Source organism: Pseudomonas sp. No.117 (genome assembly GCF_054558395.1).
Map to the genome: position 1 here is coordinate 327,408 of NZ_BAAJNP010000007.1, position 13,011 is coordinate 340,418.

Below are 13,011 nucleotides of genomic sequence, written 5' to 3' on the forward strand. Positions count from 1 at the left end.
GGGTCAATTTTATGGCGGTGGATTGTAGAAACTTTGAACGACCGTCTGGCGGACGACGATCAACCGAACAGCTGGTAGACCTTGGCGGCCTTGTCGGCGCGTTGCGCCTGGGTCAGCTCGACCGCGATGGCAGAGCGCTCGGCCGTGGTGGCTGCGATCAAGGTCTTGTAGGTCTTGAGCAGATTCTGCAAGGCAAACGTCAGCTCGGTCTCGCCACCCGGCGCTTCCTGCATGGCAGCATCGACCGCCAGGCGGCAATCCAGATCGAGACGGCCGATGGCCTCCCAGTCCTGCTCGACGAGGGCCTGCTCCAGCTGACCGCGCAGCTGATTGATACGAACAACGATGGTAGCCATGGCTCTCGTCCTCCAGGTCAGGCAGTCGTTATGCCATCCCAACCTTCTTTGATATTACGCAGCAACTGAGCGACCTCGTCGAGAATGCCCGTATCGTTGGTCCGGTTGGCCTCGGCCAAACGGGTAGCCATGTAACCGTACAGGGCATCGAGTCGATAGGCCAGTTCGCCCGCCTCGAAGTTCAGGGCGTCACGCAGTCCGGCGATGATACCCAGGGCCTTGCCGATCAATTGGCCTTTCAACAGGTATTTCTGATTCTGCATCGCACCCTTGGCCTGGGCGATGCGGCTCAAGCCACCCTCCAGCAACATCTGGATCAGGCGATGCGGCGACGCTTCGAAGACCCCGGATTGAACACCAATATTCTGATATTGGCGCAGCGCTGCAGATTGTGCGTACATGATTTCGCTACCTTGAATTCAACAGGTGATGCTGTGTTGGATATCCAAGCTATCGGCGCGCGCCCTGCAATCTTTAGCCGTAATCAACGGCCAGGATCAACTTGAAGACGAGTTCTTGTTCAGTACGTTCAGGGTGGTCAGCACACTGCTGCTGGTGCTGTTCAGCTTGGCTACCAGGCTGTCCATGGCGTTGTACTTGGCGGTGAGGATATCGGTGAGCTTGGCCTGGCGCGCGGTGAGCGCCGTCTGCTGAGTCTTCAGATCCGTCAGGTTGGTCTGGATCGTCGACTTTTCCTGGGCAATCAGGCCTGTACCACTCTGGGTATAGGTATTGACCAGCTTGTTCATGTTGTTCAGCAGGCCGGACTTGGCGGAGAAGAAGTTCTGCACATCGCCGGCATTGGTCGCGAGGGCCGTGGACAAGGCCGAGGTATTCAGCGTCAGGGTTCCAGAGTTGGTCATGGAAATACCGAGCTGCGTCAGGTTCTTCAGGTTGCCGCTGCCGGTGGACGTGCCGAACACAGTACTCTGCAGGCTCCTCATCAGCGTGCGAGTCATGGCATCACTGGTCAAGGCACCGGAGGTGGTGCTGGACGACCCATCTTCTCCGGTTGTGGTGCTGACCTTGGTCAGGGTGCCCACCGTATTGACCAGGGTATTGTAGGCATCGACGAACGTCTGGATGTTGGTCTGCAGCCCGGTGGTATTGGCGCCCACGGTGACGTTGGTCTGTCCCGTCGCGGCTAGTGTGAAGGTCACGCCAGTAACCGCGGTGTCCAGGGTATTGCTGGCGCTGGTCATGCTGAGGCCGTCCAGGGTGTACTGGGCGTCAGCACCCTGCACCAGATAGCCGCCGCCGGATGTCGAATAGGCTTTCGTGCCATCTATAGCTAAAGACGACAGGGAGCTGCTGCCAGTGGAAGAAACACTGATCGTCGAGTTGGCCCCCGTGGTGGTGGAACTCAGAACCAGACGCGATCCCGTGGAGTCGGTAACGACGTTGGCCGAGATGCCAGAGGTGGAGCTTTGCTTGTTGATGCTGTCGCGGATGTTGGACAGGCTGGCGCCATCACTGACGCTGATGTTGTAGCTCTTGCCATTCTGGCTCAGCGTCAAGCTACCGGAGCCGAAGGTGGTGCCAGACGAAATGTACTGGGAGCCAACCTTCGACGCCGTCGCCAGCTTAGTCACATCCAGGGCATAGGTGCCTGCCACCGCGGTGGAATCCACTGTCGCCGTCGCCGTCGCTGCCGTACTGGAGGTGGCGGTCAGCCCGGCGAAGGAGGTGGTCGTATTCAGATTGGCCACGGCCAACTGGAAGTCGTTCAATGCCGAGGTCAGGGTGCCCACCGCAGTCAGGCGGTTCTGCGCTGAATTCTGCAGGGTCGTGATCTGCTGCTGCTTGCCAGCGGTTTGCGCGTTGACCAGGACCTCGACGATCGAACCGATGTTGATACCGGAACCGAGACCGGTGGAGGATTTGATCGCCCCGGAGGTGGCGGAGGCGCTGGACGCAGAATTGCTCGTCGTCGAGCTAGTCGAGGTGCTCGCGGTGGTCGAACTAGTCGAAGAGGTTGACGAGATAGTGGTCATGATCTGTCCTCAAAACATTGACGGTCCAGCGGCTTTGCATCACCGAAGCAAAAGACGCACCAACTAGGCTTTCTCGCTGAGCAGGTGACGGGATTCCTTGAAGTCCGCAGCCAGCTTGACCACGACCTCCGACGGGATCTGCCGGATCAGTTCGCCATTGGCGCTATTCACCACCTTGACCACGGTGACGCCGGAATCCTGATCCACCGAAAACTCGAGGTTACGGTGCAGGTCCTGGGCGCTGGAACTCAAATCCTTGACGGCCTTGTCGAGCTCTTCCCGACTGGGCGATACCGGCGCGGCCTTGGCCTGGTCGGTCGGCGCCGCTCCGGCATTGCTGGGGTTGGTCGTAGCGGAAGGGGCGCCCGCGACAGTGCCCGATTGCGTCCCTGCCACCGGAGTCGTCAGCCCACTTCCCGGGACGACCGAGTTCAAGTTGATGCTCATGTTTCCACCCTCCCAAAAAACCTAACAACGCGGAAAGGGCGCCGCAGCGCCCTCCCCTTTCCCTGATCAGAATTACTGGAGCAGTTTCAGTACGGAGGCGGGCTGCTGGTTGGCCTGGGCCAGTACCGAGGTCGCTGCCGACTGCAGGGTCTGCTGCTTGGTCATCTCGGCGGTTTCCGCCGCGAAGTCCGCGTCCTGGATGGTACTGCGGGCTGCGGTGGCGTTTTCCGAGATGTTCTGCAGGTTGGAGATGGTGGAGTCCAGACGGTTCTGCACGGCACCGAGCGTGGAACGCTGGGTATCGATCTGCTTCAGGGCACCGTCGATGACCTGCATGGCGCTCTGTGCATTGGCCGCCGTGGTGATGTCCAGCGACTGCACGCTGCCAGTGGTGGTTTGCACGGTGTAGGAACCGCTGGATACACCGGTAGCGCCACCGGTACCCGCGCCGATGTCGATTTGCTTGGCGGAACTGAGGTTGATGGTCGAGCTACCCGAGGTGGCGGCGGTAGCCGACACACCACTGATGTTGTTGTTGATGGCGCTGACGATGTCGTTGAAGCTGGCGCCGGACGCATAGGTCACGGTCTGGCCGGCGATGCTCAGGGTGCCGCTGGAGCTGGTGGTACCACCCGAAGCCGAGACGCCCAGGCTGGCCAGGTCCAGGCCGCCGGTCGCTACCGAAGAGGAGCCGGACAGGCTGCTGGCGCTCATGTTGCTCAGGGTGAAGCTGACAGTCTGGTTGGCGTTGGCGCCGACCTGGAAGGTCAGGGTGCCGTTGGTGCCGGCGGTACCGTCGAGCAGGTTGATACCGCTGCTGCCGCCACCGTAGGTGGTGGTGCTGGAGATACGGGTCAGTTCCGAGGTCAGCGACTCGAATTCCTGGTTCAGCGAGGTACGGTCTTCGGTGCTGTTGCTGCCACTGGAGGACTGGACGGCGAGGACGCGCATACGCTGCAGGATGTTGGTGGATTCCTGCAGGGCGCCTTCGGCGGTCTGGGCGATGGCGTTGGCATCGTTGGCGTTGGATACGGCTTGGTCCAGACCCTTGACCTGGCTGGTCAGACGGTTGGAGATCTGCAGGCCGGCGGCATCGTCCTTGGCGCTGTTGATCTTCAGGCCGGTGGACAGGCGGGTCATGGCGGTGGTCAGGTTGCCCGAAGCGTTGTTCAGGTTCTTCTGAACAGTCAAGGAAGCGATGTTGGTATTGACGGTCATCATGATGGAGAACCTCGTGGATTAGGATACTGCTTTAGCTCCCGGCCAAGGGGACCGCCCGATGTGACCTGGAGAACCTTCGATATGGTTATCGTCTTGCCTGGAGATTTCTTTAGGTTTTTTTGGAAAAACCTTGACTCTGGACGAGACAGCGAAGGCATGTGTCTTCACTCCCTCTTGTTATCGGGCAGGAGGCGAAAAACTTGATGGTTCCGCAAACGCGAACGGCCAGATTTCTCTGGCCGTTCGTTGCGGTAACGGGGGCTGGTTCAGTCAGGTAGCCAGACCGACCGCCATCGCTCCAGGCGAGCGCCGCTCAACATCCAGTCTTGCAGCACGGTCTGGCGCAGCACCTCACCGGCCCGGTGAGTCGCATCCCGGTCGGCGAGGTGCATGCGAATGGCATCCACCCAATCGCGATAGCGGTTTTTCACCCGCGTCACCGGCAAGTCGCCGCGATAGCAGACCAGGTCCGAGCAGACCACGGCGAAGCCACAGGCTCCATATTCGAGTAGTCGCAGATTGCTCTTGCAGTCGTTGAACAGGTTTTCTTCCAGCGGTGCCAGCGCCAAATCCAGATCCAGGCTCGCCAGCTTGGCAGCGTAGCGGTCAATGGGGACGCCAGCGTGGAACTCCTTGATATAGGGCCGGAGCTCGTCGGGACACATGCCGAAGAAGACCCAGTCCACCTCATCCGCGAGATCTTTCACCACATCCCTGATCAGCTCCAGATCACCATCGTGACTGATGCCACCACCCCAGCCTACGCGCGGCTTGCGGGTATCGCGCCGCTGTCCCTTGACGTCTTGCCACCAATCCAGCGGCAGCAGGTTTTCCGCGATGCGAATGTCCGGGTGCAAATCCTTGAACGCCTCGGCCAGCGGAGCCGTCGAGACGACGAAGCGGTCGCACAGGGCAACGCCCCGCCGAAGCTGCTTGGCAACATCCTTGGGCATATGGGCCCGGTGGCGATTCTTGATCGGCAGATCGACGATATAGTCGTCGAGTTCGTAAATCCTGAAGGCCTGGGAATAGCGCTTGGCCTCCCGGATCGATTCGATCTGCAAACCCATGATCTGACGCTGGAAGACGATGCTGGTCGGTGCCAGCCGCTCCTTTTCCACGGGAGTCAGGAGCCGTTCGCTCACTCCACCTTCCAGCAATCCGCCGTTTTGCATGGCTTCGAACGGCTTGCGTATCCGATAGTGTCCGCACCCATAGGGATCGGCAGGATGGCACAGCGCGTAGGGTAGTTGGCGTACGGAGAAAGGATGCCACCCGGTCTCGCTGCGGTGGTCCAGGGCAAAGCCACTGCCATCCAGGCTCAGGTTGAGGTTGTAGGCCGGATCGCGGGCAATCCGCGGTAGCCAGCGCTGATACATGACCGCCTGCTCGCCCTGGAAACGCTTGACCTTGGCTTCCATGGCGGTGGTGTCGACCCGGTTCTGGCTCACGTTCGCTTCGTGCATCACCGCGGCATAGGGCGTCCAGACGTTGAGGTAGCCGGCCGTGGTGAGTTTCAGGCAGAAATCCACGTCGTTGAACGAGACCTTCAGGTCTTGGTCGTCCATCCCCCCTACCTCGAGATAGGTAGCCTTGCGCACCATCAAGCAGGCGGCCGTCACCACGCTGTAGTTCTGGTCGACGTGCAGACGGTGCATGTAGCCAGGTGCCTGACCGGGCTCGCCGATGAAGGGGTGGTCCGCCACGCCACGCAGGCCCAGGACCACGCCACCGTGCTGGATACGTCCATCGGGGTAATAGAGTTTGGCGCCCACGGCGCCCACTTCGGGTCGCTGGGCGTGATGCAGCAGAGCCGTCAGCCAGTCGCCATCAAAGATGGCGGTATCGTTGTTGAGCAGTACCAGGTAGTCGCCGCGAGCCTCAGCGCTGGCGAAATTGTTGATCGCCGAATAATTGAAGGGATGCGGATACCTCAGGATACGCACCTTGGCGTCGCCTAACGCCTCCATGCCGCCCAGCCACTGCCGCGCCTCGGGCGTCTCGCTGGCGTTGTCAACGATCAAAATCTCGTAGTTCTGGTAGCGCGTCTTCTCCACCACGCTTTCCACACAGCGCAGCAGCATGGGCAACTCGTCCTTGGTGGGCACGATGATGGACACCAGAGGTTCGCTGTCATGCAGGTAGGTCACCCGGTTGATCATCGGCAACGACCCTGCCGCGAGGCGGTGAGCGACGCCCAGGCGCGACAGATGCTGGGCGATCAGGGGCGCGACCCGATCCGCAACCCCCTCCTCCGCCAGCCACTGGCCGAGATGTTCGTGCTGATGCACCAGAACCTCGGCCAGGTGCCCTATGCAAGCCAGGCCTGACTGTTCGAGCAGACGCAACAGCAGGTCGTGGGGTGCCAGGCTGGCAAACTCGTCGCGCAACCCACCGATGTCCAGCAAGGCTCGCCGCTGGAATGCCAGGGCACGCCCAACATAGGGATAGCTACGCAGGAGGTCCAGGTTGAACGCCGGCTTGAAGACCGGCTCGGTACCGCCGGCTTCGCTCCAAAGGTCTTCGTCGCTGTAGCAGCAAAGAAGCTGCGGCTGCTGGGCCACGCGCTCGGCCAGCAGCAGCAAGGCGTGTGGATCCAGGACATCACCGCTGCGCAACAGGTAGCACCAATCCACCTCGATTTGCGCCAACAGCTCGTTGAGCTGCGTCAGGGCACCTGCTCGGCGCGGCAGCCAAAGCAGATTGTCCGCGGCCTCGATACCCTCCGGTGCCTGGTGGGAAAACACCACTACGGCACCCGGCACATAGAGTTGTCGACCCAGACTCTCCAGGGTACGCCCGACCAGCGCTGCATCGGCTGCCACGTCGTCAACCACCAGCAGGATGCTCGGCTGGTCCGGCCAACTGGCCAGGCGCTCCGCCAGCCGCTCGCGCTCGCTATGATCGAGCTGGCGACTATTGAGCCATTGCCGATAGAGCATCGCTCGGTCCGGGGGGCGATGCCCCTGGGCCAGGGGCAGGAAGAAGCGCTCCATGGCATGCGCCAGGGTACCGTCTAGCTGACCCTGCTCGGGTTCGAAGTCGGCAGCGCTCAGTTCCAGGCTCTGGATCGGGATCAGCCCGGCGGCCCGGACGAAGAACATGGTGCCGGCATAGAACTCACTGGCCATGACCTCGTTTTCGGCGATACCGGCACGCTGCGCCAGCATCTGCAGGTGCTGCCGATTGTTACCGCGCAGATACTGAGCAATCGGTAGACGATAGCGCTCGGGACCAACCAGCGTAAGGCTCGGATCCTCAGCAAAACGCGCCAGCGTCGCCTGAAAGAATGCTGGGTCGAGCAACATATTGAACATTTCCTGCGCCCAGTCACCGCCTCTCTCAAGGTGCAAGGTCTTCTTGGTGTGCAGCTTGAGCACCACCTGGATGCCGTCCCTTTGCACGGCCGGCAGGATTCGCAGGAAAGGCAGCACGTCGCGACCGCGGTTCTCGACCGTCAACAGCAGGTGAGGCAGACCTGAACCGGCCAGCAGGGCCGCGACTTCGCGCAGCCGCTCGGGCGGGCAGGTCACATAGAGATAGAGCGGATGGTCGATGGCATCCAGCCTGGACAACAGCTCTTCGAGCACATCGGGATAGAAGGCATGGATCACCACCCCCACGGGTGGTACGCCCCCCTCGGGTAGGAGGTGGCGTACCTGAAGATCGTTGGCCGCGACCTGCTGGCCGCCCTCCATGAAGGTTTCAAGCGCGTTCTTGGCCAGCTGGCAAGCAATGGCATCCTGGCGGCTGGCCTCCAAGATCAGGCGATAGGCCAGGGCAGAGCCCAGCGACGCCTTGCCGAAGAACTGTCGATCGAGTCCCTTGAGGATATCGACCAGGGCCAGGGTTGCGGCGACATGCTCCTCGGGCGAACGGAGGGGTTGGTCGAAAAAGCTCTGCAAGGGCCATTGCTCGACCAGACTGACGATGACCGCCATGGTTTCGCAGCGCGCTGCATAACTGGGTCCGTTGGCACCGGCGATGCTCAGATTGCTGCCATGGACGCGGTACTCGGTCAGCACCTCGTCGAGCCTGGCAATTTCACCGCGCGCCAGCAACCGGACCCAAAGGTCGTAGTCCTGCACATAGCGTAGGAGCGGTGAGCTGCCACCCACGGCGATCAAATCGGCACGGCGCAACAGGGCCGAGGGCGCATTGAAGAAGTTGCCGGTGAGCAGTTGCCGGCGCAGATTGACGATGGGCTGATTGAACAGTTGGTCGAATCCGTTGGGTGTCTGCGCTCGGTCACTGTTGCCATCGATGATAGCGACCTGGGAAAACACCACGACGTGGTCGGGGTGCGCCTGTAGAAAGGCGACCTGCCGGCTGATTCGATCCGGCAACATGCGGTCGTCCGATCCCAGGTAGGCGACGAACTCGCCACGGGCACGGGCATAGGTACGATTTCCCGCCCGGCAGGGCCCTTCGTTCTCCGTCAGGAGAATGGTGGTCATCCGCTCTGGATAGCGCTGGGCATAGGATTCGATGATGGCAGCGGTGCCATCGGTCGAGGCATCGTCCGCGATGATGAGCTCGATGTTCGGATAGGTCTGGGCGAAAACCGACTCTATGGCTTCGCCGACATAGCGCTCGTGGTTGTAGGCGTTGATACAAACGCTGACCAGCGGCAGATCGCCTGCATCCCGCTGCACCGACACCTGGGGACTGTTCTTGGATAGGGCCATTCGACGTTGCTCACAGGGGAGACCCCGACCAGGGCCTCGGGATAATGCGGATGCCACCGCGACACGGCGGCACGAGCTGCAGGAGGGTCAGATCAAGCCGCGACTCTGGGCGCCCAACACGAACTCATTGAAGTCGCGGTAGTAGTCCTCTTCGCTGAAGTGCTCGGAGGCGAGCACCATGCAGATGGAACCGCTGGAGAAGTTGTCTATTTCCCGCCAGATCATGGGCGGGATATAGAGCCCATAGTAGGAACGATTCAGGTGGTATTTGAATTGCGTCTTGCCGTCATTGAGCTGGATATCGAAGCTACCCGACATGGCGATCAGCAGCTGATGCAGATCCTTGTGCGCATGACCGCCTCGATAGGAGCCGCCAGGAACGTCGTAGAGATAGTAGATCCGCTTGAAATCGAAAGGGACATGCTGACCGCTCTCGACGAAGGTGAGATTACCCCGGCGATCCTCGATCTTGGGCAGGTCGATGATGCGGCAATGCTGTAGGGACATGGCGTCACTCCTGGTTGCGTTGGGTAGTCGCTCAGCCCCGGAAGGCATTGCAGGCGGCGATGATCGAATCCACGGCTGCACTCGACAGCCCGGGGTAGTTCGGTAGGCTCAGCACTTCGTCGCTGAGGGCCTCGGTCCGCGGCAGCGACAGCTCGGCAAGTTCAGCGTAGGCGCTCTGCCGGTGAATGGGGCGCGGATAATGGACATGGGTTTCGATGCCCTGCCTGCGCAGCTGGTCCTGCAGCGCCTGGCGTTGCTGGCAGCGGACGACGAACAGATGCCACGCATGGATCTCTCCCACCTGAGGTTGCTGCGGCAGGATCACCAGGGGATTGTCGATCTCAGTGCAATAGCGGCGGGCAATGGCGTCCCGCGCCTTGTTGTCCTGGGCGAGTTGCTCGAGCTTGATGCGCAGGAAGGCCGCCTGCAGCTCATCCAGCCGCGAGTTACCGCCCAGCCGCTCGTGTTGGTACTTGATACGCGAACCGTAACTACCCAGAGAGCGGATGCACTCGGCCAGGGCCTCGTCATCGGTAGTAACGACGCCGCCGTCGCCCAGGGCGCCCAGGGGCTTTCCGGGAAACAGGCTGAACGCGGCAGCCAAACCCCAGGTCCCGGCGCGTTGTCCGAGGAGACTCGCTCCATGGGCCTGGGCAGCGTCTTCGATGAGCAGCAGACCGTGCCGATCCGCGATGTCGTTCAGTCGCGGCATGTCGGCCAGGCGGCCATAAAGATGGACCGCGAGGATGACCCGGGTACGTGGGCCTATGGCCGCTTCCACCGCGACGGGGTCCAGGTTCAGACGCTGGTGCTCTGGCTCCACCAGGCGAAGGCGCAAGCCGCTCTGGGTGACCGCCAGGGCCGTGGCGATGAAGGTATTGCCAGGCACGATCACCTCGTCTCCTGGCTGCAGCCGACCCAGCTCGATCAGGCTGCGCAGAATCAGCGCGATGGCATCCAGACCATTACCCACCCCGATGGCCTGTCGGCTACCGCAAAAGGCCGCGAACTCCTGCTCGAACAACCCGACCTCGGTACCCTGGATGAACCAGCCACGCTCCAGCACCCGCTCGGTGGCAGCCAGGAACTGCTCCTTGAATCTCAGGTTGAGGGCGCGCAGATCGAGAAAGGGCACGCGCACCGTCACCGAGGATGGCTGGGAGGACCGCTGCTCAGCCACCAGGGCTTTCCGCGCGGCGGATTCGTCGGGGGTAGTGCAAACCTCTAGGCTGCCACTCATGGATCAGCTCCGGCATGGTGGAATCGAGCCGCCCTAAGCGGCATCCGTCAAACAACCGTCGACAAAACCCGTTTTGCAAAAGACTTGCCACTTTTTTGTATCCGGCGCCGCTTCGGCCGAGGTTCAGCGAAAACGGTGGTCGACTGGGATAAGCGCGTTACACCGTATAGGCTAGTACTGCATTACCCACATAAAACAAGGCGATGGCCATGACGCCAAAGGTCCTGCTGCTAGGCACCAGTTTCAGCGCGATGCCCTTCTTGCTCCGGCTGTTGCGGCAGGGTTATGAGGTATTCGTATGCGGCAAGCATCCGCACGATCCTTGCCACGAGCATGCCACCGGCTCTTACTACCTGGACTATTCCGATCCTGAGGCCGTGCTGGCCGTCGCCCGTCAGCAAGACTTCGTGGCCATCGTCCCGACCTGCAACGACGCCTCCTACTGGTCAGGGGCCCTGGCTGCTGCGGAACTGGGGCTGCCAGGCTACGACAGTCCCGCCACCACGCGTATCGTCCACGTGAAGAGCGAGTTCAGGCAGTTCACCCAGACCCAGGCGATCCCGGCGCCCCTGGCCTTCCGCCACGTGGCGGGCGCGCCTCTCGTCCTGCCGCCGGACCGCTATCCGCTCCTGGTCAAGCCCGTCGATAACTTCAGCGGCAACGGGATGTCCCTGGTGCAGAGCGCCGCCGAGCTCGATACCGCCCTGGAGAGAGCCTTCCAGGCGACCCGGGAGCCGGAGGTGCTGATCGAGGAGTACGTCACCGGCAGCTTGCATAGCCACTCAGCCTTCATCGAAGGGGGACGCATCCACCTCGACTTCTTCGCCGACGAATATTGCACCGTCTATCCCTATCAGGTGAATTGTTCGAACTGCCCTTCGCAGCTGACCGCGGCGATGCAAGCCGCGGTGCGTAGCACCATCGAAACGCTGGTCAGCAGGCTGGGGCTGGTCGACGGCCTGTTGCATACCCAGTTCATGCAGAACGGCGACCGCCACTGGATCATCGAATGCATGAGGCGCTGTCCTGGCGACCTGTACAATCTCATGATCGAGCAGGCCACCGGCCTGGACTACAGCAGCTACTTCCTCAATGGCTTCCTCGGCAGGAAGCAGCCGCAAGCGGAACCGGTGCGCGAGAAACTCATCGCCCGGCATACCATCAGCAGCGATCGCGAGCGGATCTTCACGGCCTTCACGCAGCGCATTCCGAGCACCCGGGTCAGTACCGTGCCGCTCATGCCCAGTGGGCACAGGTTGCGAGCGGCGCCGGCGGACAAGGCGGCCATTCTCTTCGCCGAATTCGATGATCGACAGGCGCTATGGGACGTCGCCCCCAGGCTGGCAGACCTCACGACCCTCATAGGTTGACTTCCATGGACACTTCGCCCCGCACCGCTCGGCCTGTATCCCGCCCCTTCCGGGTGGCCTTCCTCGGCGGCAACGACCGCTCGGCCATCGGCCGGACGCATAGGATCGCCATCGAGATGGACCGCCAGTTCCAGCTGGTCGCCGGCTGCTTCAGTCGTCGCGCCGAGGTCAATCAGGCCAGCGCCGAAGCCTATGGCGTCCCCCAGGAGCGCACCTATGCATCCCTGGCGCAGCTGCTGGCAGCCGAGCGGAGTGCATTGGACGCCATCGCGATCCTGACGCCTACCGATCAACATCATGACGAAGTCCTGGCCTGCCTGGACGCCGGCCTGCCGGTCATCTGTGAAAAAGCCCTGGCTGCATCCAGCGCAGATGCCGAGCGCATCCAGCAACGCCTGAGGGAAAGGCAAGGCTTTCTTGCCGTCACCTACAACTATTCGGGCTACCCGATGGTGCGGGAGCTGAAGGCGCTTATCGCGGCGGGAGTCCTGGGGCGGCTACGCCAGATTCAGATCGAGATGCCCCAGGAATCATTCAGCACCGTCGATGCCTCGGGCCAGCCCAGGGCGCCACAGAATTGGCGGCTCCGTGACGGCGCCATCCCTACCGTGTCCCTGGATCTGGGTACTCACCTGCATTCCCTGGTCAACTTCGTCACCGGCGAGCAGCCTCTGCGCCTGGTTGCCCACGCCACGAGTCTCGGCAATTTTCCCCAGGTCGTGGATAGCGTCTCCTGCATCGTCGAATATTCTGCGGAAATCGAGTGCAACTTCTGGTTCAGCAAGGCGGCGCTGGGGCAACGTAATGGCCTCAGGCTGCGGGTTTTCGGTGAGCTGGGTTCGGCGGAATGGGCGCAGGAACAACCGGAACTGCTCGTGACCGCCGACAACCGGGGCAACCGTCAGCTCCGGGATCGCGCCAGCGAGCACATCGACCAGGCGAATCTTCCCCGCTATACGCGCTTCAAGGCTGGCCATCCCGCCGGCTTCATCGAGGCCTTCGCCAACTATTACCATGACGTCGCCGTAGCCCTCGACGATCATCTGAATCGGAAATGCTGTTCCACCCCTTATGTGTTTGGTATCGAGGAGTCTCTCGAAGGCCTCAGACTCTTCGAGGCCGTAGCCCTCTCCTCGCAGGAGAAACGCTGGGTGGATGTGCAAGGGGCGAAGCGCTAGCGGCCAAGGC

The 13,011-nt window shown here is 61.7% G+C and carries 10 protein-coding genes; 2 read left to right on the top strand and 8 right to left on the bottom strand.

The window, feature by feature from the left end:
- Window positions 1-59 precede the first annotated feature (59 nt).
- The 8 genes from ACYJP6_RS18765 to ACYJP6_RS18800 all read right to left on the bottom strand — a co-directional run bounded on the left by ACYJP6_RS18765 (window position 60) and on the right by ACYJP6_RS18800 (window position 10,453).
- A complete protein-coding gene (locus ACYJP6_RS18765) occupies window positions 60-356 on the bottom strand; it encodes a flagellar protein FliT (RefSeq protein ID WP_145008930.1) in 297 nt (98 codons plus the stop codon).
- A 17-nt stretch (window positions 357-373) separates the two neighbouring features.
- Window positions 374-757: a flagellar export chaperone FliS gene (gene fliS, locus ACYJP6_RS18770; protein WP_459476692.1), complete on the bottom strand. Its 384-nt coding sequence runs from the start codon at window positions 755-757 to the stop codon at window positions 374-376.
- Window positions 758-853: 96 nt separating this feature from the next.
- Window positions 854-2,350: a flagellar filament capping protein FliD gene (gene fliD, locus ACYJP6_RS18775; RefSeq protein WP_459476694.1), complete on the bottom strand. Its 1,497-nt coding sequence runs from the start codon at window positions 2,348-2,350 to the stop codon at window positions 854-856.
- 63 nt (window positions 2,351-2,413) lie between these two features.
- Window positions 2,414-2,797 carry a flagellar protein FlaG gene (locus tag ACYJP6_RS18780; protein WP_459476696.1) on the bottom strand — a complete coding sequence of 128 codons (384 nt, stop codon included), beginning with the start codon at window positions 2,795-2,797 and terminating at the stop codon, window positions 2,414-2,416.
- Window positions 2,798-2,869: 72 nt separating this feature from the next.
- Window positions 2,870-4,021 (bottom strand): flagellin N-terminal helical domain-containing protein, encoded by a 1,152-nt coding sequence (locus ACYJP6_RS18785; RefSeq protein WP_459476882.1) that lies wholly within the window; start codon window positions 4,019-4,021, stop codon window positions 2,870-2,872.
- Between the two features lie 263 nt (window positions 4,022-4,284).
- Complete coding sequence (locus ACYJP6_RS18790; RefSeq protein ID WP_459476698.1) at window positions 4,285-8,706, bottom strand: glycosyltransferase; 4,422 nt, start codon at window positions 8,704-8,706, stop codon at window positions 4,285-4,287.
- Window positions 8,707-8,793: 87 nt separating this feature from the next.
- Window positions 8,794-9,213 (bottom strand): sugar 3,4-ketoisomerase, encoded by a 420-nt coding sequence (locus tag ACYJP6_RS18795; RefSeq protein ID WP_459476701.1) that lies wholly within the window; start codon window positions 9,211-9,213, stop codon window positions 8,794-8,796.
- A 31-nt stretch (window positions 9,214-9,244) separates the two neighbouring features.
- Window positions 9,245-10,453 carry a DegT/DnrJ/EryC1/StrS family aminotransferase gene (locus tag ACYJP6_RS18800; protein ID WP_459476703.1) on the bottom strand — a complete coding sequence of 403 codons (1,209 nt, stop codon included), beginning with the start codon at window positions 10,451-10,453 and terminating at the stop codon, window positions 9,245-9,247.
- Window positions 10,454-10,662: 209 nt separating this feature from the next.
- On the opposite strand from ACYJP6_RS18800, the gene ACYJP6_RS18805 reads away from it, so the two are divergent.
- Together ACYJP6_RS18805 and ACYJP6_RS18810 are read left to right on the top strand one after the other, a co-directional pair.
- On the top strand, window positions 10,663-11,823 hold the full coding sequence (locus ACYJP6_RS18805; protein WP_459476705.1) for an ATP-grasp domain-containing protein: 1,161 nt from the start codon (window positions 10,663-10,665) through the stop codon (window positions 11,821-11,823).
- 5 nt (window positions 11,824-11,828) lie between these two features.
- Window positions 11,829-13,001: a Gfo/Idh/MocA family protein gene (locus ACYJP6_RS18810; RefSeq protein ID WP_459476707.1), complete on the top strand. Its 1,173-nt coding sequence runs from the start codon at window positions 11,829-11,831 to the stop codon at window positions 12,999-13,001.
- Window positions 13,002-13,011: the final 10 nt, after the last annotated feature.

What these genes read in the sequence shown, in the direction of transcription:
- ACYJP6_RS18810 (WP_459476707.1), top strand. Translation starts at nt 11,829, where the DNA reads ATGGACACTTCGCCCCGCACCGCTCGGCCTGTATCCCGCCCCTTCCGG.
- fliD (WP_459476694.1), bottom strand. Translation starts at nt 2,350, where the DNA reads ATGACCACTATCTCGTCAACCTCTTCGACTAGTTCGACCACCGCGAGC.
- ACYJP6_RS18800 (WP_459476703.1), bottom strand. Translation starts at nt 10,453, where the DNA reads ATGAGTGGCAGCCTAGAGGTTTGCACTACCCCCGACGAATCCGCCGCG.
- fliS (WP_459476692.1), bottom strand. Translation starts at nt 757, where the DNA reads ATGTACGCACAATCTGCAGCGCTGCGCCAATATCAGAATATTGGTGTT.
- ACYJP6_RS18805 (WP_459476705.1), top strand. Translation starts at nt 10,663, where the DNA reads ATGACGCCAAAGGTCCTGCTGCTAGGCACCAGTTTCAGCGCGATGCCC.
- ACYJP6_RS18765 (WP_145008930.1), bottom strand. Translation starts at nt 356, where the DNA reads ATGGCTACCATCGTTGTTCGTATCAATCAGCTGCGCGGTCAGCTGGAG.
- ACYJP6_RS18780 (WP_459476696.1), bottom strand. Translation starts at nt 2,797, where the DNA reads ATGAGCATCAACTTGAACTCGGTCGTCCCGGGAAGTGGGCTGACGACT.
- ACYJP6_RS18795 (WP_459476701.1), bottom strand. Translation starts at nt 9,213, where the DNA reads ATGTCCCTACAGCATTGCCGCATCATCGACCTGCCCAAGATCGAGGAT.
- ACYJP6_RS18790 (WP_459476698.1), bottom strand. Translation starts at nt 8,706, where the DNA reads ATGGCCCTATCCAAGAACAGTCCCCAGGTGTCGGTGCAGCGGGATGCA.